This window comes from Aeromicrobium piscarium, from assembly GCF_007421815.1.
Lineage (GTDB): Bacteria > Actinomycetota > Actinomycetes > Propionibacteriales > Nocardioidaceae > Aeromicrobium > Aeromicrobium piscarium.
Window position 1 is genome coordinate 52,203 of record NZ_VLNT01000014.1, and the last position, 20,274, is coordinate 72,476.

General features: G+C 68.9%; 21 protein-coding genes. 7 read left to right on the top strand and 14 right to left on the bottom strand.

Annotated features, from left to right (window positions below; translation table 11 throughout):
- Positions 1-84: 84 nt before the first annotated feature.
- A complete protein-coding gene (locus FNM00_RS14595; protein ID WP_143914286.1) occupies positions 85-1,740 on the bottom strand; it encodes an ABC-F family ATP-binding cassette domain-containing protein in 1,656 nt (551 codons plus the stop codon).
- A 156-nt stretch (positions 1,741-1,896) separates the two neighbouring features.
- Between FNM00_RS14595 and FNM00_RS14600 the strand changes: the two genes are divergently transcribed.
- The 3 genes from FNM00_RS14600 (at position 1,897) to FNM00_RS14610 (ending at position 5,049) form a co-directional block, all read left to right on the top strand.
- Positions 1,897-3,267, top strand: a complete 1,371-nt coding sequence (locus FNM00_RS14600; RefSeq protein WP_221933755.1) for a uracil-xanthine permease family protein — start codon at positions 1,897-1,899, stop codon at positions 3,265-3,267.
- Between the two features lie 95 nt (positions 3,268-3,362).
- Complete coding sequence (locus tag FNM00_RS14605; protein WP_143914288.1) at positions 3,363-4,445, top strand: Fic family protein; 1,083 nt, start codon at positions 3,363-3,365, stop codon at positions 4,443-4,445.
- A gap of 34 nt (positions 4,446-4,479) precedes the next feature.
- The gene (locus FNM00_RS14610) at positions 4,480-5,049 is read left to right on the top strand and encodes a P-loop NTPase family protein (RefSeq protein ID WP_143914289.1); all 570 of its coding nucleotides are present in this window, start codon (positions 4,480-4,482) and stop codon (positions 5,047-5,049) included.
- A 5-nt stretch (positions 5,050-5,054) separates the two neighbouring features.
- On the opposite strand, the gene FNM00_RS14615 is transcribed toward FNM00_RS14610, so the two are convergent.
- Positions 5,055-5,630 carry a hypothetical protein gene (locus FNM00_RS14615; protein WP_143914290.1) on the bottom strand — a complete coding sequence of 192 codons (576 nt, stop codon included), beginning with the start codon at positions 5,628-5,630 and terminating at the stop codon, positions 5,055-5,057.
- Between the two features lie 110 nt (positions 5,631-5,740).
- Here FNM00_RS14615 and FNM00_RS14620 point away from each other — a divergent pair, with 110 nt between their 5' ends.
- Positions 5,741-5,971 (top strand): hypothetical protein, encoded by a 231-nt coding sequence (locus tag FNM00_RS14620; RefSeq protein ID WP_143914291.1) that lies wholly within the window; start codon positions 5,741-5,743, stop codon positions 5,969-5,971.
- Positions 5,972-6,173: 202 nt separating this feature from the next.
- Here FNM00_RS14620 and dnaB read toward each other — a convergent pair whose 3' ends face one another.
- Positions 6,174-7,511, bottom strand: coding sequence for a replicative DNA helicase (dnaB, locus tag FNM00_RS14625; protein ID WP_143914305.1), 1,338 nt, complete (start codon positions 7,509-7,511; stop codon positions 6,174-6,176).
- 448 nt (positions 7,512-7,959) lie between these two features.
- On the opposite strand from dnaB, the gene FNM00_RS14630 reads away from it, so the two are divergent.
- The gene (locus FNM00_RS14630) at positions 7,960-9,261 is read left to right on the top strand and encodes an MATE family efflux transporter (protein ID WP_143914292.1); all 1,302 of its coding nucleotides are present in this window, start codon (positions 7,960-7,962) and stop codon (positions 9,259-9,261) included.
- A 133-nt stretch (positions 9,262-9,394) separates the two neighbouring features.
- Here the strand turns inward: FNM00_RS14630 and FNM00_RS14635 are convergent, their stop codons facing one another.
- The 11 genes from FNM00_RS14635 to FNM00_RS18870 form a co-directional block, all read right to left on the bottom strand.
- Entirely contained in the window at positions 9,395-10,180 is a 786-nt protein-coding gene (locus FNM00_RS14635; RefSeq protein ID WP_143914293.1) for a siderophore-interacting protein, read from the bottom strand.
- Between the two features lie 4 nt (positions 10,181-10,184).
- Positions 10,185-11,828, bottom strand: coding sequence for an ABC transporter substrate-binding protein (locus FNM00_RS14640; RefSeq protein WP_143914294.1), 1,644 nt, complete (start codon positions 11,826-11,828; stop codon positions 10,185-10,187).
- Between the two features lie 67 nt (positions 11,829-11,895).
- Positions 11,896-12,342, bottom strand: coding sequence for a 50S ribosomal protein L9 (gene rplI, locus FNM00_RS14645; RefSeq protein WP_143914295.1), 447 nt, complete (start codon positions 12,340-12,342; stop codon positions 11,896-11,898).
- A gap of 14 nt (positions 12,343-12,356) precedes the next feature.
- A complete protein-coding gene (gene rpsR / locus FNM00_RS14650) occupies positions 12,357-12,593 on the bottom strand; it encodes a 30S ribosomal protein S18 (RefSeq protein WP_143914296.1) in 237 nt (78 codons plus the stop codon).
- A gap of 28 nt (positions 12,594-12,621) precedes the next feature.
- Entirely contained in the window at positions 12,622-13,164 is a 543-nt protein-coding gene (locus tag FNM00_RS14655; RefSeq protein ID WP_143914297.1) for a single-stranded DNA-binding protein, read from the bottom strand.
- A 99-nt stretch (positions 13,165-13,263) separates the two neighbouring features.
- A complete protein-coding gene (gene rpsF / locus FNM00_RS14660) occupies positions 13,264-13,554 on the bottom strand; it encodes a 30S ribosomal protein S6 (protein ID WP_170931233.1) in 291 nt (96 codons plus the stop codon).
- Positions 13,555-13,822: 268 nt separating this feature from the next.
- Positions 13,823-14,155, bottom strand: coding sequence for a S24/S26 family peptidase (locus tag FNM00_RS14665; RefSeq protein WP_143914298.1), 333 nt, complete (start codon positions 14,153-14,155; stop codon positions 13,823-13,825).
- Positions 14,152-14,277 (bottom strand): hypothetical protein, encoded by a 126-nt coding sequence (locus FNM00_RS19445; protein WP_281281130.1) that lies wholly within the window; start codon positions 14,275-14,277, stop codon positions 14,152-14,154. The genes FNM00_RS14665 and FNM00_RS19445 overlap by 4 nt, the downstream gene beginning before the upstream one ends.
- Before the next feature lie 17 nt (positions 14,278-14,294).
- Positions 14,295-15,941, bottom strand: coding sequence for an RCC1 domain-containing protein (locus tag FNM00_RS14670; RefSeq protein ID WP_185973171.1), 1,647 nt, complete (start codon positions 15,939-15,941; stop codon positions 14,295-14,297).
- Positions 15,942-15,996: 55 nt separating this feature from the next.
- On the bottom strand, positions 15,997-16,578 hold the full coding sequence (locus tag FNM00_RS14675) for a TasA family protein (RefSeq protein WP_143914300.1): 582 nt from the start codon (positions 16,576-16,578) through the stop codon (positions 15,997-15,999).
- 34 nt (positions 16,579-16,612) lie between these two features.
- Positions 16,613-17,263, bottom strand: coding sequence for a hypothetical protein (locus FNM00_RS18870; protein WP_185973172.1), 651 nt, complete (start codon positions 17,261-17,263; stop codon positions 16,613-16,615).
- Positions 17,264-17,375: 112 nt separating this feature from the next.
- On the opposite strand from FNM00_RS18870, the gene FNM00_RS19270 reads away from it, so the two are divergent.
- Entirely contained in the window at positions 17,376-18,959 is a 1,584-nt protein-coding gene (locus FNM00_RS19270; protein WP_143914301.1) for a helix-turn-helix transcriptional regulator, read from the top strand.
- Positions 18,960-19,022: 63 nt separating this feature from the next.
- Positions 19,023-20,147 (top strand): ArsB/NhaD family transporter, encoded by a 1,125-nt coding sequence (locus FNM00_RS14685; protein WP_221933756.1) that lies wholly within the window; start codon positions 19,023-19,025, stop codon positions 20,145-20,147.
- The last annotated feature ends 127 nt before the right edge of the window (positions 20,148-20,274 follow it).

Consider the following 20,274-nt stretch of genomic DNA (forward strand, 5'->3'; position numbering starts at 1 on the left):
GGAGCACCGGAGAGGTGCCTAACCCACCGCCCACCCGGCGGGAGGGATCCAGGGTCTCGGAGCAACGCTCGACACCGTCCATGCTCACGCCGCCCAGACCGGCTCGGCGGTCTCGCGGACCGCGCCCGCATCGTCGATCACCAGGTAGCGATCGAACTCGCGAGCGAACCAGCGATCGTGGGTCACCGCGAGCACGGTGCCGTCGAAGGCGCGGAGGGCCTGCTGCAGGGCCTCCGCGGACAGCAGATCGAGGTTATCGGTCGGCTCGTCGAGCAGGAGCAGCGTGGCGCCGCCGAGCTCCAGCAGCAGGATCTGGAAGCGGGCCTTCTGCCCGCCCGAGAGCGAGCCGAAGTCCTGTTCGGCCGAGGTCGCGAGCTCGTAGCGATCGAGTGCCCGCGACGCGGTCTCGCGGTCCATGCCGTCGCGGTGCTGGTCTCCTCGGTGGAGGATCTCGACCAAGGTCCGGCGGTGCAGGTCCGGTCGGCCCTGCGTCTGAGCGAACCATCCGGGCCGTACCCGTGCTCCGAGTCGAGCCGTTCCGGTGTGCTCGACCGGCTCGATCGGCAGATCGCCGACCGGACGGTGCTGGACGTCGGGGTGGCTCCCGCCCGCCGCGAGCAGCCGCAGCAGGTGGGACTTGCCGGTGCCGTTGGGGCCGAGGACCGCGAGCCGGTCGCCGTACCAGACCTCCAGGCCGAAGGGGTCGGTCAAGCCGACGAGCTCGAGGTGGTCGCAGATGATCGCGCGCTTGCCGGTCCGGCCGCCCCGCAGTCGCATGTCGATGCGCTGTTCCCGCGGCCGCTCCTGTGGCGGGCCGGCCTGCTCGAAGCGGGCGAGGCGGGTCTGCGCGGCGCGGTAGCGCGAGGTCATGTCGGAGTTGTACGCGGCCTTCTGCTTGTACATCTGGACCAGGGCCTGGAGCTTCGCGTGCTCGTCATCCCACCGCCGCCGCAGCTCGTCGAGTCTCTCGAAGCGTCGTTCGCGCGCCTCGTGGTAGGTCGCGAAGCCACCCGGATGGGTCCACGTGGTGTTGCCGGCGGCTCCCAGCTCGAGGGTGACGATGCTGTCGGCGGTACGCGCCAGGAGCTCACGATCATGGCTGACGAACAGCACGCTCTTGGCGGTGGCCCGCAACTGCTCCTCCAGCCAGCGCTTGCCCGCCACGTCCAGATAGTTGTCGGGTTCGTCGAGCAGCAGCACCTCGTGGGACCCGCGGAGGAGGGCCTCCAGCACGAGACGCTTCTGCTCGCCGCCGGACAGTGTGCGCACATCGCGCTCGCGGCACGCCTCGAAGGGCTCGCCCAGCGCCGCGACCGTGCAGGTGTCCCACAGCACCTCGGCCTCGTAGCCACCAGCGTCGCCCCATGCCGCGAGCGCCGACGCGTAGGAGAGCTGGGCCGACTCGGTTGCGACCTCGATCATCCGCCGTTCGGCTGCGGCGAGTCGTTCCGCGGCCTCGCGCGCGGAGCGCGGTGCCACCGAGAGCAGCGCGTCGGCGATCGTCTCGGCGGACTCGTCGATGAACTGCCACATGATGCCGAGACCACCGGCCACCTGCACGGCGCCGGACGAGGCGCTCAGGGTGCCGCCGATGATCCGCAGCAACGAGGTCTTGCCCGCGCCGTTGGCGCCGATCAGGGCGACCTTGGAGCCCTCCGCGACCCGGAAGGACACGTCATCGAGCAACACCCGACCGTCCGGGAGAGTCAGCGAGCAGGCGGAGACATCGAGATGACCCATGACGCCTGTTTATCACAGTCGAGATAAACAGATGCCCGCCCGGGGTTGTCGACGTGTCACAGTCAGGCGATCGGCGAACTGTGCAGATCTGGGGTAGTGAGACCGATGTCACAAACGGAAGGATCGAGGGGATACCCCTCGATCCGAAAGGGCCCCGTGAGTACCAACAACTCCATCCACGCGCGCTACGACATCGACGAGATGCCTCCGTGGGGGGAGGCGACCCTGCTCGGCATCCAGCACGTCCTGGTCATGATGGCCAGCAATGTCACCCTGCCGATCGTGCTGGCCACCGCGATCGGCGCGACCACCGGAGAGACCGCGTTCCTCGTCCAGGTCGCCCTCCTGGTGGCCGGCCTCACCACCTTCCTGCAGACGGTCGGCTTCGGCCCGGTCGGCTCGCGGCTTCCGATCGTGCAGGGCACCAGCTTCGGCTTCCTGGCCGTCTCGATCCCCCTCGCCCAGGACTACGGGATCGCCGCGGTCTTCGGCGGAGCCATCTTCGCCGGCGTGGTGCAGGTCGCCCTCGGCTTCAGTCTCAGGTGGCTGCAGGTGCTCTTCCCGCCACTCGTCAGCGGCATCGTCGTGCTGGTGATCGGCATCGGCCTGCTGCCGACCGGCATGGCGCTGTTCGCCGGTGGCAACGGCTCACCGGACTTCGGCTCCTTCGCCAACCTCGGCCTGGCCTCGTTGGTGCTGGTCATCATGCTCGTGCTCTACCGCTTCGGCAACGGGCTCATCGGGGCCTCGGCCGTGCTCATCAGCCTGGTCATCGGCTATCTCGTCGCCATCCCGATGGGCAAGGTCGACTTCGCCGAGATCAACGAGGCCAAGTGGTTCGCGATCCCCACCCCGCTGGAATTCGGTCTGGACTTCCCGGTGGCCGCACTGATCGCCATGGGAGCGATGGCGATCGCGACCTCGGTGGAGACCATCGGCGACCTGTCCGCGGTCACCAAGAGCGGGGCCGGCCGCGAGGTCACCAAGAAGGAGATGTCCGGCGGCGTCATCGCCGACGGCGTCTCCACCGCCTTCGCGTCGCTGTTCAGCGCGCTGCCGAACACCACCTTCGGCCAGAACGTGGGACTGGTCGCCTTCACCGGCGTCATGAGCCGTCACGTGGTGTCGATCGGCGCGGCGTTCCTGGTCTTCCTCGGGCTCTTCCCGAAGCTGGCGACCCTCATCGCGCTGATGCCGTCCTCGGTGATCGGCGGCGCGGCGGTGGTCATGTTCGGCATGATGCTCGGCGCGGGCATCAAGCTGATCGCCGAGAACCCGCTCGACCGCCACGACATGCTCGTCATCGCCGTGTCGATCGGCGTGGGCCAGGGCTTCGCGGCTGTGCCCGACTCGATGGCGCTGATGCCGGAGAACATCAAGGTGTTGCTCGAGACCGGCATCGTCCCGGCGGCGATCCTGGCCGTCGTCATGAATCTGACCCGGCCGAAGCCGGACGAAGGGGTACCCCTCGATGTCGATGTTCCACTCCCGGACTCGGCCCCGGAGGAACGACGCGACCGGCGCTGATCCGACACGTCAACTCATCTAACGCATCCGCTCAACGTGTTAAGATTTCTCGATATTCTTAACACGTCGAGCGGATATGGCGGAGGAGTTAACACGTGGGGTGGAGTCCTGAGGTTCCCTTCAACGCTCTTCCTCCCCTCCCCCCAGCGGGGATCGATCTGGAGCCGAAGTCCGTTCTCAAACTCGCGATCGAGGCTCGTTCTGCCTTGGCAGCGCTTGCTCAGGCAGGTCGCCTACTTCCCAATCCGAACGTGCTACTCCACGCTGTCCCTCTCCTCGAAGCACAAGCGAGCTCTGAGATCGAGAACATCGTCACCACGGCGGACGAACTCTTCAAGCACGTCGATTCCGGCGGTGGCGACCACGCGACGAAAGAGGCACTTCGCTACCGAAGCGCACTATTCGCTGGAATAGATACCCTCCGGCAGCGCCCCCTCTCGACGCGCACAGCAACCACGATCTGCTCACGCCTCCACGGCCGGGATATGGATGTGCGAGCTGTCCCAGGGACGCGGATAGCCAATCCGAACACCCGCGAGATCGTCTACGCACCGCCCGAGGGCGCCTCGGTCATCCGGGAGAAACTCGCCGATTGGGAACGCTTCGTCCACGCCGACGATGATCTCGACCCTCTCGTGCGCATGGCTGTGGCGCACTACCAATTCGAGGCGATCCACCCTTTCCACGACGGAAACGGACGTACGGGACGCGTCATCAACATCCTGATGCTGATGGAATCGGGCCTGCTGGACGATCCGATCCTCTATCTCTCTCGTTCGATCATCGCGCGCAAAAACGACTACTACCGCCTGCTCCGCGCAGTGACAGCCGAAGGCGCGTGGATCGAGTGGATCCACTACATGCTCGAGATCGTGCTCGAATCCGCAGCATCCACCATCCGGAAGATCGACTCGATACGCACCTGCCAGGAGGACATCGCAGAACGTGCGCGGGCAGCCACCCAAGGGGGCCGGGATGCGCAATTCCTCGCTGTGCTGTTCGAACAGCCCTACTGCCGCATCGCCACGGTCACCGACCGTTGCGAGGTTTCGCGACAGACGGCCTCGATATGGCTGCACGCACTGGTGGAGGCCGGGCTCCTGCACGATGTCAAGGTCGGCCGCGAACGGCTATTCGTGAATCATGAGTTTCTCGACGTCCTCACTCGCCCGGAGTAACGGCACACAAACCATGTGCGACTAGGATCGTTCGATGCTCTGTTACGACGACCCACTGCCCGTGCGGCCACGGCGTGTCCTCGTGGCGGGTGTGTCCGGCTCGGGGAAGACGACGCTGGCCGAGCGCATCGAACAGGTGACCAGCGCTCCGCACACCGAGATCGACGCCCTGTTCCACGGACCGTCGTGGACGCCGCGCGAGGAGTTCCTGAGCGATGTCGAGGCCGTCGTTGCCGAGGACGCGTGGGTCACCGAGTGGCAGTACTCGCCGGTCCGCGGCCTGCTCGCGGACCGCGCCGAGCTGATGATCTGGCTCGACCTGCCGTTCACCAGGGTCGTGCTGCCGCGAGTGGTGCGGCGCACGCTCCGCCGACGACTGCGCCGCGAAGAGCTCTGGAATGGCAATATCGAGCCGCCGTTGCACACCTTCTTCACCGACCGGGAGCACATCGTGCGGTGGTCGGTCAGCACCCGCAACACCTACCGTGAGCGGATCCCCGCTCTGGCGGCGACTCATCCGCATCTCGCGATCGTCCGGCTGCGCTCGACCGACGAGGCCGAGCGATGGCTCGCCGGACCGCTGCGTCGCGCCGTGTCGGGGTGAGGCGATCAGCCTGCGAGGTCGACGTCGCTCCAGAGCGACGCGCCGGCGTGCCCGAGGAGCAGCTTGGGGTAGTAGGTCGACGCGAACCACGGGGCGGCCTTAGAGCCGCCCAGCACGCGGTCGAGGATGACGCCGCCGGCGGTGAGGCCGTAGCCGAGCGAGCGGCGATACCGAGGGCGTGAGGCGATCACCTGAGTCGCCGCCAGCAGGTAGCCGTAGCGGGCCGCGGCCTTCGCCACGCCGCGGATGCGGCCCTCGTGGTGGCGATCGAGCCACGCGATGAGCGCCGGGTGGGCATGGAGGGCGACGAACCGCAGCCGATCGGCGTCCTCGGTGCCCTCGCCGTGGTAACGCCGGACGCAGGCACGAGTGTTGTTAACGTACGCCCCTCCCCAGAGATCGGCGGCGAGCGCCGAGGCGATGACCGTGTCGGGGGCGGTGCCGCCGCGGCGGCGCACGATGATCGGGGCGATCGCGGCTCCGGCGGCAGCGGCTCCCGCCGTGATCCGCTCATTGGTCGGGGTCGCCTCGGGTCCGATGAAGTCGGACCACGCCTGTCGCGCTTTGTCCTGCCAGCTCATGCCGTCATCCTCGCAGGCTCGGGCCTTCGCCACAGGACGAATGGCCCTCCTACCCGTTGAGTGTGACGTTTGGACGGCGAAGCGGGCCGAACCGCACCGTCGGGACGGCCATGGATCGCCTCGGAGCCCGGTGGGGCGCCCCCTCGGGTTACGGACTGGCGCTGCTTCTGCTGCTCCCTCTGGTGCTGGCCGGCTGGCTCGCCATCGTGCTGGTTCCAGCCGAGGTGATCGAGGAGCCGGGAGTCTCGGTCGCCTATCTGACCTCGATGGGAGCCGCCGCCGCGATCGTGTTGCGTGCGGCCGGTGAGGAGATCTTCTTCCGCGGGCTCATCGTGGGCTGACGCCTGCCCCAGCCCGCGGCGGTGCAACAGCGTCCATCCACATGACGGAACGGACGCTGTCCCACCTCCCGCAACGCAGAACGGACGCCTCCTCACCGGCGAGACGTCACCGTGCGGTCTGCTTGATCAGCGCAGACCGATACCTCCTGGCCGGGCCGAGGACTGCCATCGGGTGAGGGTCCTCGGACGAGGAGCAACGCGCTCAGAAGAAGTCGCCGGCGGCGGCGCCACCGGTGGGCGGCTCGGGCTCGCGGGCCATCGGCGTGAAGCGCGAGTAGTGGCCCTGGAAGGAGACCGCGACCTTGTTGACCGGACCGGAACGGTTCTTGGCCACGATGATGTCGGCCTCGCCGGGCCGCTCCGACTCCCCCGCGCCGGTCGCATCGGGCCGGTTGAGCAGCATGACGATATCGGCATCCTGCTCGATCGAGCCGGACTCACGCAGGTCCGATAGCTGCGGCGTCTTGTCGGTGCGCTGCTCCGAGCCACGGTTCAGCTGGCTGATCGCCACCACCGGCACCTCGAGCTCCTTGGCCAGCAGCTTGATCTGCCGGCTGAACTCCGAGACCTCGACCTGACGGTTCTCGACCCGCTTGCCGGAGGTCATCAGCTGCAGATAGTCCAGGACGATGAAGCCGAGACCGTGCTGCTTCTTGATGCGCCGCGCCTTGGAGCGGATATCGGGCATCGTCATATTCGGCGAGTCGTCGATGACGATCGGCGCGGACTGGACGGTCAGCAGCGCACGGCCGATCGCATCCCAGTCGCGATTGGACATGCCGCCACCACGCATGTGGTGGATGGCGACTTTGGCCTCCGCCGAGAGCAGACGCATCGCGATCTCGGCACCCGTCATCTCCAAGGAGAACATCGCACAGGGGATGTTGTCGCGGATCGCGGCCTGCCGGATGAAGTCGAGACCGAGCGTGGACTTGCCGACACCGGGACGGGCGGCGACGACGATCATCTGACCAGGGCGAAACCCGGTGGTGAGCTTGTCCAGATCGGGGAACCCGCTCAGCACGCCGCCGAGATCACCGTCGCGGTTCTGGATCTGCTCGATCTCGTCGATCGTGTCGGTCATCAGCGCCGAGAGCAGGTTGTAGTCCTCGCCCTTGCTCGCCCCGTCGACGTCGAGCACCTCGGCCTGCGCGCGGTCGACGATCTCGCTGACCTCGCCCTGGCCGCTCTGCCCGAGCTGCGCGATACGCTGGCCGACCTCCACGAGCCGGCGCAGGACCGCCTTCTCGTGGACGATCTCGGCGTAGTAGTCGACATTGGCGGCGATCGGCACGCCGGCGACGAGATCGTGCAGGTACGTGGCCCCGCCGACCCGAGCGATCTCGCCCCGCCGCTGCAACTCCGCCGCGACCGTGATGGCATCGGCCGGCTCCCCGCGGTTGGCGAGGTCGATGATCGTCTCGAAGATCAGCTCATGCGCGGGGCGGTAGAAGTCGCGCGCCTCGAGAAGGTCGGCGGCCGGGTCGATCGCATTCTTGCTCATCAGCATCGCGCCCAGAACGCTCTGCTCGGCGGCCATGTCCTGCGGGGGTACGCTGCCCGCTCCCTCAGGGGGCTGGGGCTCCTCGTACAGGTCCGCGACACTCACCGCTGATTCTCCTCCTCATGGGGTCTGGACTGCCACCGTACGGGTCCACGCCGACACTTTCGGGCAACGCTCCGACGCGTCACAGTAGACCCGTAGGGGCGTCCGCTTCCAGTGCGTTATCCACAGGCCCTGTGCATGTCTGGGGAGAACCGGTGGGAAACGCCGACGAGCTTGTGCACAGACCGTGGAAGACTCTGTGGACAGACCATCTCCCACGCGACGGAAACCTTCTTTGACCTGCGATAACACTCGACACAACGTGTGGAGAAAAGAAACTTCCGCACGAGCCTCGCCGCGTGGACAGACCGCTGTCGGGTGGCCGCCGAAGCCGCGTAGACTGCTCTACGATGCCCGTTTTCCCCATGTTCTCCCCAGCCCGATGAAGGACATCGACCGGCGCATCCTCGCGATCTCCATCCCGGCCTTCGCCGCCCTCATCAGCGAACCCCTGATGCTGATGGCCGATACGGCGATCATCGGTCACGTCGGCCGCGCCGAGCTCGCCGGGCTGGCCGCGGCGTCCACCGTGCTGATGACCGTCGCCGGCCTGTGCATCTTCCTCGCCTACGGGAGCACGGCCACCGTCGCGCGCCACCAGGGAGCGGGGGACGATCGACGCGCGCTGCAGAGCGCACTGGGCGGTGTCTGGCTCGCGCTCGGCCTCGGCGTGGTCCTCGGCGCCGGTCTGGCCGTCTTCGCCCGACCCCTCGGACGGTCCCTCGCCAGCTCACCTCAGGTCGCCGATCTGGCCTACGACTATCTCGTCGTGGGCGCCGTCTCCGTCCCGGCGCTGCTGTTGGTGCTCGCCGCCACGGGCGCGCTACGCGGACTGCTCGATCTGCGCACTCCCCTGAGGGCGATGATCGCGGCGAACCTGGTCAACGTCGTCATCACGCTGGTGCTCGTCCACGGATTCGGGTGGGGGCTGCGCGGCGCCGCGCTCGGCTTGGTGATCGCCCAGTGGTTCGCCGCGATCTGGCTGTGCCTGGTCGTCGTCCGTCGCGCCCGCGCCGCCCGAGCATCCGTCCGTCCCGATCTCGGCGAGGTGCTCACCGCCGCTACGGACGGAGTGCCGCTGCTCGTGCGCACCCTCACCCTGCGGACCTCGCTGATCATCGCGACCCTAGTGGCCGCCAGGCTGGGCGACGCGCCGCTCGCCGCCCACCAGATCGCCACGACGGTCGTGTCCTTCCTGGCCTTCGCCCTCGACGCCCTCGCGATCGCCGGGCAGACCCTCACCGGCCGCACCCTCGGCGCATCCGATGCCACCGGGACCCGCGCGATGACCCAGCGGATGATCGTCTGGGGGCTGGGGGCCGGGGTGGTGTTCGGTCTCGCGATCGCAGCGGCCTCGCCGCTCCTGGTGCGCGGCTTCACCTCCGACTCGCTCGTGCAGTCCACGGCCGTCCCCGCGCTGCTCGTGGTCGCGGCGATCCAACCGCTCTCCGGGGTCGTCTTCGTGCTCGACGGCGTGCTCATCGGCGCTGGCGACGGTGTCTACCTCGCCTGGGCGGGAGTGCTGGTGCTTGCCCTGTATGCGCCCGCGGCCCTCGCCGTCGGCTGGCTGGACGCCTCGTTCATGTGGCTGTGGGTCGCCTACGGCGTCTTCATCGCCGCCCGGCTCGCCACGCTCTGGTGGCGCCAGCGCGGAGACTCCTGGATGGTGCTCGGCGCCCGCTGACCAGACCAACCTTGGCTCCAGTCCCGTTGGGCGGTGGGTTACACACCCCTCAAGGTCCGTGAGACGTGCGTAACCCACCGCTCCGACGATCGAGGGGTGTGTAGGTCACCGCCCTAATCTGGGGGAAGGGCGGTCAGCGGCGCCAGTAGCCGGTGACGTCGAGGCAGTCGCGGGCGACGGCGCGCTCGTTCTTGAGGTAGTCGCGGACCTGGCGGATAGTGCGCGTCTCCCCCGCCACCCAGCAGAAGGCGACACCGTCCCACCACGGGAGGGAACGCACGGCCTCGATCCAGGCATCGGCGCCGACCACCCAGGTCAGCTCCACACCGTCGGGGACCACCAGCTCCTGGCGATGGGCGTCATCGGTCAGCTCGACCACCACCTGGGCCCGGTCGCCCGGTCGCCACTCGTCCAGCAGCCTGCCGATGGCCGGCAGCGCCGTCTCGTCACCCGCGATCAGCATCCAGTCCTGGCCCTCGGGCAACAACAACGATCGTGTCGGCCCCACGATCCACGCCGGCTCTCCGGGCTCGACCCGCTCGGCCCAGCCCGCCGCAAATCCATGACCGTGCCGGACGAAGTCGATATCGAGCTCGCGCGTGCCGGGGTCGTAGCGGCGTGGGGTGTAGTCCTTGGCGACCGGACGGCCGCCGGCGCCTCCCCACTCCAACCGGTCCGGACCCTGGACCGGCAGCGGGGGACGCTCCTGCCCCTCGACCGGGACCAGCAGCTTGACGTGATCGTCGAATCCCTCGCTGCGGAAGGCCGGCAGCGTACCGCCCTCTACCGCGAAACCGTCGAGCCGCTCGCCGGTGAGCGTCACCCGGCGCATGCCCGGCGTGATGTCATCGACCCGGAGCACCTCGAGCTCGCGCAGGACGGTCGACCAACCGACGGCCTCACGCCGCGTGCGCGCCACCGGCCTACTCGCCGCCCTCGAAGCCGACGATCGTCCAGTCGATCGGCGCGAAGGTGCTGGGGCCGTAGTTGCGGACTCGCGGCTCGACCGCCATGGTGACCGGCACGGGAGCGAGGGGGAGCATCGAGGCCTGTGCCTGCGCGGCCGCGTCGACGGCGTCGACCGCCTGCATCCACTCCTCACCGTCGATCGCCGTCTGCAACCTCTCGACGGCCTCGGCGAGTCCGTCACTCACCACGCCGGTGAAATTCTGATTGGAGTCGACCGGTGCGAAACGTGCGGCCACCGCCTCGCTCGGGAACGGAGAAGCAGTCCAGGAGAATCCGACCAGGTCGAAGTCCAGCGCGACGATGACCTCGTCGGCGAAGCTCTCGGCCTCGACCTCCTCGACCTTGACCTCGATGCCCACCTCGGCGAGCTGGTCGGCCACCTCGTCCGCGCGCTGACGGGCGATGGCATCACCCTCCGGGACGGGGAAACGCAGTTCCAGAGCCGCACCGTCCTTGGCTCGGACACCGGTGTCGTCCGGGACCCAGCCGGCATCGTCGAGCAGCTGCTCTGCGGTATCGCGATCGGGACTCCAGTCCTCGGCGAGGTAGCCGCGCTGCCGCGGCAGCAACACCACCGAATCCATGACCTCGGTGACGCCATCGGCCTCCTCGCGAGCGGCCGCCGAGACGAGGGCACTGCGATCGATCGCCGCCACGACGGCCTGGCGCACAGCGGTATCGGCCAGCGGACCGCTCCCACCGCCCAACGTCAGTTGCGTCCATTCCGGACTGACCCCGTAGCGCAGATCGACGAGGGCGGCCGAGGCCGGGTCGACACTGTCGGCATCGAGGGTCAGCGCGTCGAGGTCGTCGGCGGCATAGGCCTCACCGAGCACCTTCGATTCGGCTGCCCGCCAGACGATGCGCTCCAGGCGCGGAGGGTCGCCCCACCATTGAGGATTGCGCACGAGTTCGACCGCGCCGGCCTCCTCGTCGATCGTGTCGACCACGAACGGGCCGACCGACGGGATCGCCTCGTCGGTGAAGCCCTCGTTCCAGCGCTCGCGGTCCTGGCTCAACGACGCCGGCACCGGGGCGAAGACTGCCGCCGGCCAGTCCGACGTCGAACGGGAGAACACCACCCGATAGGTGGACGGCGCGTCGACGACCTCGACGCTCTCGACGAGTTGGTAGGCGGGATGGGCCGATACCGGGGAATCGCTCTGCTGGGCCAGCTCGACGAACGCCGCCAGGTCGTCGCCGCTGACCGGTGTGCCGTCCTGCCACACGGCATCGGCATGGAGGGTGACCTCGACGGTGAGCGGATCAGTGCCCACGACATCGAGACTCTCGGCGTAGTCGCGGTCGACCTCCCAGTCGCCGTCGGCCGTCGGACGCACCGGCGAGCCGAGGGTCGGCGCGAGGATCTGGGCTGCCGCAGAGGAGGAAGCGCCCTCAGCGCTCCAGGGATTGAAGTCCGTGGGCCAGCCGTCGGCCCCGATGCGCAGGGTGCCGCCGTCGTTCAGGCGATCGGCCGGCGCCGGGCGCACATCGCTGAACTGCGCGGCATTCGGACGCGGCGGAGGTTCGGGTGTGGACTCGCTGCAGGCACCGAGGACCAGGACCACGGCGGCGAGGGCGGGGAGAAGACGACGCATCACAGGACTCCGGGAAAACGAACGCCGCCACGTCCCTCACGAGGAGGGATCGTGGCGGCGTCGAGGGTCACTTGGCGGCGACGACGTTCAGGTTGACGGTCGCGACCACCTCGGGGTGGACGCGCACCGACACCTGATGCGAGCCGAGCGACTTGATGGGGTTGCCGACATCGATGCGACGCTTGTCGACCGACGCGCCGCCGGCCTCGATGGCCTCGGCGATGTCCGACACCGTCACGGCACCGAACAGGCGGCCACCGTCGCCGGCGTTGACCTGCACCGAGACCGGCTTGGCCTCGAGCGAGGCCTTGATGCTCTGCGCCGTCTCGAGATCGTGGATCGCGCGAGCGTCGCGGGCCTTCTGGATGGACTCGACCTGCTTGGCCGCGCCCTTGCTCCAGACGATGGCGTAGTTGCGCGGCAGCAGGTAGTTGCGCGCGTAACCGCCCTTGACCTCGACGATATCGCCGGGGTTGCCGAGGTTGCTGACCTCATGCGTGAGGATGAGCTTCATCTGTCTGCCCTTCCTCAGCGACCGCTGGACGTGTAGGGCAGCAGAGCCATCTCACGGGCGTTCTTGATGGCCTTGGCGATCTGACGCTGCTCCTGGACGGAGACACCGGTCACCCGGCGCGCGCGGATCTTGCCGCGGTCCGAGATGAACTTGCGCAGCAGCGCGGTGTCCTTGTAATCGATGGTGGTGACTCCGGCGACCGCGAGCGGGTTGCTCTTCTTCTTCGGCTTCCGGACAACTGGCTTGGCCATGATGCTCCTGAAAAACTAACTGATCTGACTAGAACGGGGGCTCGTCGGTGGCTGCGCCACCGCCCCAGGCGTCAGCTCCACCCTGCTGCGGCGGCTGCGAGGCCCACGGATTCGGCTGGCCGCCGCCCTGAGGCGCGCCTCCACCGAAACCGCCGCCCTGCTGGCCGCCACCGCCGCCACCGCCGAAGCCGCCGGCATTGTCCGAGCGCTGTGTGCGCTGGACCTGCGCCGTGGCGAACCGCAGCGACGGGCCGACCTCGTCGACGTTCATCTCGACGCTCGTGCCGCGCGAGCCGTCCTGACGCTCGTAGTTGCGGACCCGCAACGCGCCCTGGACGATGACCCGCTGACCCTTCTGCAGCGAGCCGGCGACGTTCTCAGCCATCTGCCGCCACGCGGCACAACGGATGAAGAGCGCATCGCCGTCACGCCACTCATTGGTCTGACGGTCGAAGGTACGAGGCGTCGAGGCCACCGTGAAGTTGGCGACGGCGGCACCCGACGGGGTGAACTTCAGTTCGGGATCGTCGGTGAGATTGCCGATGACGGTGATGACGGTTTCGCCAGCCATGGGGCACGGACCTTTCGCAGGAAGTGGTGTCTGACTCCAAGTGAACCGCAGGGCGCCGACGATCGAAACCGTTCGTCCACACCCCGGCGGTCCGGATGCTTACTTCGCGTCGGGACGCGTCACCTTGAGGCGCACGATCGACTCGTTCAGCGTGAGCTGGCGATCGAGCTCCTTGACCGTGGCCGGCTCGGCGGTCAGGTCGATGACGGCGTAGATGCCCTCGGACTTCTTGTTGATCTCGTAAGCGAGGCGGCGACGTCCCCAGATGTCGACATTGTCCACCGAACCGCCGTCCTGACGGACCAGGTTGAGGTAGGTGTCGAGGCTGGGAGCGACGGTGCGCTCGTCCAGGTCAGAGTCGAGGATGACCATGACTTCGTACTTACGCAGTGACACTGCGGTTCTCCTTCGGTCTGAGCGGTGACGGGCTTTCCGTCACAGGAGAGGCGTCGCCCTCGGTGGGCAACCCGGTGAGTCTATCGGACAGCGGCACGTCAGCCAATTCCGGCGAGACAGAGCCGCCGTACCGGTGGCGGTAGGTCATCAACCTTTCCCAGGCCGCGGTACCTCATCAACCGAATCCGGTCCGGGTAACGTTGCTGACGTACCGCCACTGGCACTGCCCGGCCACCGGACCGTCGACGGCATGCCCGGCACTCTACCGATCGACGGCCTGCCCTCGTCGCGAAACTCGCCCCCACGACGGCGCGACCAGCGCGACGAGCAGCCCCGCCAGCAGGAGCCGGGCGGCCAGGGGCCGGGTCGAGGTCACCACCGTGGACCACGGACTCGCGAGGTGTCCCACGGTGTGCGCGACGACCGCGTCCCGTGGCACCGCTTCGGCGTCCGGGGTCTCGTTCGCATCGCCCTGCGTGCGGACGGTCTCCGGTCCGAGCTCCACCACGCGGTGGGTGTAGAGGCCGTCGGCGTCCTCGATCGTGACGATGTCCCCGACCCGCAGCGATGTCGCGTCGTCGACCGAGCGGGTCACCAGGACATCGCCGGTGACAATGTCGGCTCCATCGATCCCCCCGTCACCACGATCCACCGCGTCCCCGTCAGCGACGGCACCGCTACGGGAAGAACGAGGACGGCCACGATCAGCGTGATCATCGACCACCGGAACAGTCTCACGATGGCGCCACGACCTTCACCCCGGTGATACCCGTCGGCGCCGTCCACCGGCCCACCGTCTGATCGACCCGGTAGACGAGACGGGTATCCGGCGCGAACGAGCAGGTCGGCTGCGTCGCGGGCGCGACCACCGCTTGCAGCAGGGCCCCGGATGGGCAGGTCCAGTCCCGGATCGGCGCGATGCTGACGGGCGTAGAACTCGACTGTCCGGTGCCGTCGCCCAGTCCGCCGCAATCGGCCGACCCCCAGCACCGCACCTCGCTCTCCTTCATGACGCAGGTGTGCTTACCTCCGGTGGCCACACTCCACGGGATGCCCAGTTCGGCGTCGACCGGTTCCGGCGTCGTGGAACGCCTGCCCGGTGTTCCGCGCCCCAGCACGCCATTCACGTTGTCACCCCAGCAGACGACGGATCTCGAAGCGATCACGCAGGCGTGGTCATTGCTTACCGGGCCCTCGTCCACCCGTCCCATCTCCAGCGAGGATGCCCCCCGCTGGAACAAGGTGCTCGACACACTGGTCGGCCACGACGAGGCCGTACCGGGAACCGGTCCGCCGGTCCCCCAGCAGTAGATCGACAGTGTCGAGATGGCACAGGTCGATCTCCGCCCGGTGGCGATCTCGGTCACGGGACCGAGCAGACTGAAGACGGTCACCGGCACCGCGCTGCCGCTGACCCCCGGCGCACCCAGCTGGCCGTCTACCCCTGACCCCCAGCAGTAGACACGAAAGTCCGCGACACCGCAGGAGTGAGCCGTGCCGGTCGAGATCGAGGTGAAGCGCGCGCCCGCCGGCACCAGGCCGCCCTTCACCCGCTGTGGGGTCGTGCTGTGCTGTTCGCTCCCCCACGGGTCCTTGCCGATCTGGCCGTTGCCGAGCTGACCCGAGACGGCCGAACCCCAGCAGTACCCCTCTCCATCGGCGATCGCACAGGTGGCGCGATACCCGGCCGAGATCTCAGTGACCTCGCCAGGAATCTCAACCCGGACCGGGACCTGGCTCGGCACCCAGTTCCAACTACCGTTGCCGAGTCGTCCGTCATTGTTGTTGCCCCAGCAGTACGCCGCGCCATCGGCGATCGCGCAGGTGTGCGCGAAGCCGACCGAGATATCGGTGACCCGTCCGAACATCACCGTCCTCACCACCGGGACCGGGCGCTGGCTGCCGGTGGTCGTGCCGTCGCCGAGCTGGCCGGACTCGTTGCGACCCCAGCAGTACGCCTTGTCGTGGGCGATCGCGCAGGAGTGGTTGTTGCCCGCCGCCACCTTCGAGAACCCTCCTCCCTCCCCATCGGCCAGATCCGCCGGATCGCTGCCGCGGTCGGTCACGGTCGTGCCGGTCCCGTGATAGATCGGTACCCGCGTCCACGGCTCCCCTTCGATCTCGCGCGACACCAGGAAGCGGGGCGTCTCACCAGCCGTCGGCCCGGCCGGCCAGTTCAGCGTGACCCCGAGATCGGCACCGACGCTGGTCTGCGCGAGCACCGGCTGGAGCACGGCGGTGCCGACGCGGTGACCCGAGTCGACCGCCCGCGCGGTGAACCAGGCGCCGGTCGATGTCATGGCGCCAGCGAGCGCGCAGAGCAGCGCCACCAGTACCACCCCGGCCCGCGCACCTGCGCGAAGCGCACGCGACTCGTTCATCCTGCTCACCATTCTCTCGGCGGACCCACGTCACTCACGACGAGTCCTCGGTTCGTCAACGCTTCTGGTCGGCGACGATCTCGACATCGAAGGTCGCGTAGAAGCCCTGGGCATCGTCGGTCGCGTCCGGACCGCTCAATCCGACCTTGACGTCGACCTTCGCCTCGTCCCCGGGCTCGACATCGCCGACGCCGATGAGCCTCGGTCGTTCCTCGAGGGTGCCCCCGGCATGTTCGCCGGCCGAGCTCAGGTCGATGGTGATCGACTTCCTCACTGCCTCAATCTGCGCGTGCGTCAGCGTGCGACCTGAGCCGGTGACGACATTCTTGAGCGAGATCGAGTAGGTGAAGTCCGCGCTGCCGTCGTTGGTGAACGTGAAGGAGCGGTCGACGCTCTGACCGGGCAGCAGTCCTTCGACCTGGAGCGGCAGGCCGGTGCGCTCGCCGATCGACAGCGTGCCCGTGCTGACGGCGTTGCCCGTGACGGTCTCGGTGTCCTGGAACCAGGCTGAGGTCGCGAGGTAGCCGCCGGCGACCACGACGGCCATGAGGCCGGCAGCGCCGGTTGCGAGCGCGACGCGCCGGCGACGATCCGAGCGGATGCCTGAGCTGGTCGGCGGGGAGATGGAGGGATACATGACGGTGCCTTTCGTGATGGGTGAAGAGGACGACTCACCGCGATCGCGCGGTGAGGAGGGAATCGAAGGTGGCGACGGCCCCCGTCAGATCGCTGTCCTCAGCGACGACGACGGTGTAGCTGATGGCGACCCGCTCGCCGGGGGCGAGACGTGAGGTCGGCGCGGCCGGGCCGGAGGTCAGGGGCGCTCGGTCTCCGGCAACCCCGGCGACCACGACCTCGGTCTCCAGCTGACCGGCCAGGTCGTCCCCAGACGTCAGCTCGGTGCCCACCTCGAGCGCGATCGGCACCTCACTGACGTTGCGGACCTCGTACTGGAGGACCGTCGCCCGCTGCCCCGGAAGGAGACCCTGGGCAGCGGGCCGCTCGATGCCGGAGGTGGTGATCAGGTCGCACCCCGCCGCCGAGGCCGGCGTGGGCGGCGTCAGAAGGGTCGAGGTGAGGACGGCCACCGGGACGAGCGCCAGCGCGGCGAGACGATCGCGTCGTCCTCGCCGCCGCAGCAGGAGGCCGAAGACGATCAGCGCGCCCGCGACGATCAGCAGGACGGCGACGACCCCGGCTCCGGTCCCCGGGATGACGCCCGTCACGGGCACCTCGCCCGTGGGCCCGCCCGGCCGCGACGGAACCGCGACCGTGCAGACCCGCTCGGCGGACGACACGAGAGTGGCAGGAAGAAGGCTCATGGGAACTCGACAATGCGTAGGCTCAGCACGTGGATGGAAGACGACGTTTCACTGTGGCGGCTCTGGCGGAGAGCCGGGTAAGGGTTGAACCCGCGATATCGTCGAGCGCGTGGTGACGAGGACGCCTACCCGCCGTTCTGAGGCCCTGCGACTCGCCGCTCTGGCGCGCGAGCAGGGCTCGTTCCGGGAGGCTGCCACGCGCTGGATCGCGCTGGCGGCATCGGACGACCCTCCGCCCTATGCGCACCTGCGGGCGGGTGCGTGCGCTGTCCTGAGCGATCACCCCGGCGTCATGGCCGATGCCGCCGAGGTGGTGCGGGCGGCCGAGGATGGCCTCGAACGCGAACTGTTGCTGTTCCAACTGGAGTTCCTGCGGACACCCTTGGAGCGGTCCATGGTGCGCTGGCGGCAGGCCGTCGAGCGCTTCGGCGAGCCCGGCGAACCGCGGCTCCGCCTGCACTGGGCCGTGTGCCGGGCCGAGGCGGCCTGGATGGTCGGCGATGTCGCCACCGTCCTGGCGGTGCGCGAGCAGTGCGGCGTGGACGACGAGTCGGCTCTCGCGATGGCCGGTCGGCTGCGGCTGTTCGAGGCCTACGCGCACTGGCTCCTCGGAAATCGTGAGTCGGCACGGACGCGCATCGAGCCGCTGCGTCGGACGCCCCCCGGACGCCCCGAACGCGCCTCGGCGTTCAATCTGCTCGGGCAGATGTCCGCGCTCGCGGGCGACTGGCGCGGCGCCGGCCGGCACTTCGCCGAGGCGGCTCAGGCGGCCCGTGCCGCGGACGCCCCGATCCCGGGGATCCTGGCCGCGACCTGGAGTGGTTTCGTGGCGATGCTGGGAGGGCGTTACTCCCAGGCTCGCGCCCACGCCGAGCACGCGCTCTCCCATTCGGCTGATCTCGGCCATCGCACCTTCGATCCGATCGCCCACGCGACACTGGCCGTGGTGGCGGCCGCCGCCGGACGCTGGGACGACACCGGGCACCACCTCGGCGAGGCACAGCGCTTCGTCGGAGAGCGGGTCATGCCCGAGACGGTGTTCTGCGTGGCGGTCGCGGCGGCAGTCTGCTCCCGCTGGCGGGGAGATGCTCCGGGCATACTCGATGCGCTGCAGCCGCTCGACACCCCGGTCATCGGCGACCTCACCGAAGCCGTCGGGGCGACCTGGTGGCTCTCCCTGCGGGCGGAGGCGTCGCTGGCCACCGGTGACACCGCCGCGGTCCGGCGTTTCCTCGCCCGGACCCCCGACTGGACACCGCTGTTCCTCTATCCCGACACGCTCACCGCGCGGTTGGCATCGGGTGCCTCCTCCGACACCGCCCTCGCGCAGGCCCGTCGGGCACTCACGGCCAGCTCCGAGAACGACTTTCCGCTGGCCACGCTCGATCTCCTCGATCTGCTGGTCGAGCTCGGCGCCAGGGACGCCGTCACCCTCGGGCGGCGGGCGGCCAACCTGCGACTGCGCCTGGGAGTCGTCGACGAACGCGCCTCGGCCCGGGGACTCACGGTGCCACCGGAGGCTCGACTCACCCGCCGGGAGACCGAGTGCGTGACCCTCGCCGCCGACGGACTGATGAACTCCGAGATCGCCCAGACCCTCCACCTGTCGGTGAAGACGGTGGAGCACCATATGAGCACCGCGCTCGCCAAGCTCGGCATGCGCAACCGCCGCGACCTGCGTCAGCTGCGCGGCTGAGAGCCCTCGGGGCGGGGGCTACCGTGTGCTCGGAGGTGGGAGATGGGGGCAGTGCAGCGGTCGATGACCGTCGTCGGAGCCGTGCTCCTGGTCGTCGGACTCGCGGCCTTCGCGGCCGGTGCCCTGAGCGCCGATGACCTTCGGGCCCTCGGTGCTCGCACTGCTCCGGTACTGGGCTTCGTCGCCGCGATCAGCGTCGTCGCGGAGCTGGCCGACCGAGCCGGTGTCTTCGCGATGCTCGTGCACCGGGCCGAGCGCCTGGGCCGCGGCCGGGTGTGGGTGCTGTGGCTCGTCTTCGCGGCCCTGGCCGTCGTGGCCACGATCTTCCTCTCGCTCGACACCACCGCCGTGCTCCTCACACCCGTGGTCGTTCTCGCCGCCCGGCGGCTCGGCCTCGATCCGCTGCCCTTCGCCTTCACGACCGTCTGGCTCGCCAACACCGGGTCACTGCTGCTGCCGGTCTCCAACCTGACCAATCTCCTGGCCCACCAGCGCCTCGGGGACCCGACGCCGTGGGAGTTCGCCGAGCTCACCTGGCGACCGGCGCTCGTCGCGATCCTCGTGCCCATGGCGGTCATCGCCGCCGTCTTCGCCCGGACCCTCCGACAGCGTTATCGTCCGGCGGTCCCGGCGGAGACGACCGACCGGACGCGTCGTCGCTGGTCCTGCGTGGTCCTGGTGGTGCTGTTGCCTGCCCTGGTCTCCGGCGTGGCGCCGTGGATCCCCGCCACGATCGCCGCCCTCGCCCTCGCGCTCATCGCCCTCGTCCGCGGCGACCGGCGAAGCGTGCGCCCCTCCCTCGTCCCCTGGCCTCTGCTGCTGTTCGCCGGCGGTCTGTTCGTGGCGATGGAGGCGCTGGTGCGGGCGATTCCCGCCGATCGCCTCGATGGCCTCGCGACCTCGTCGACCATCGGCGCGGCGATGTCCGGCGCCGTGGGAGCCAATCTCCTCAACAACCTTCCGGCCTACCTGGCCCTCGAGCCGATCGCCACGGACCGCACATCCCTCGTCGCTCTGCTCGTCGGGGTGAACGCCGGACCGCTCATCACCCCGTGGGCGTCGCTGGCGACCCTGCTCTGGCACCAGCGCCTCGAGGCCGCCGGGGTCCGCATCCCGTGGGGGCGCTTCGTGCTGCTGGGCGCCGTGACCTGCGCGCTCACCGTGCCCCTCGCCGTCTGGACCGTGTGAGGATGCTCCTATGGATGTCAAGCGGCGAGGGTGAGGCGTCTGGGCTCGACGTGGTCAGCGGTGAGGACGTAGTAGATCTCGCGGGCGATGAGTCGTTTGAGGCAGCGGATGATGTCTTTCTTCGAGA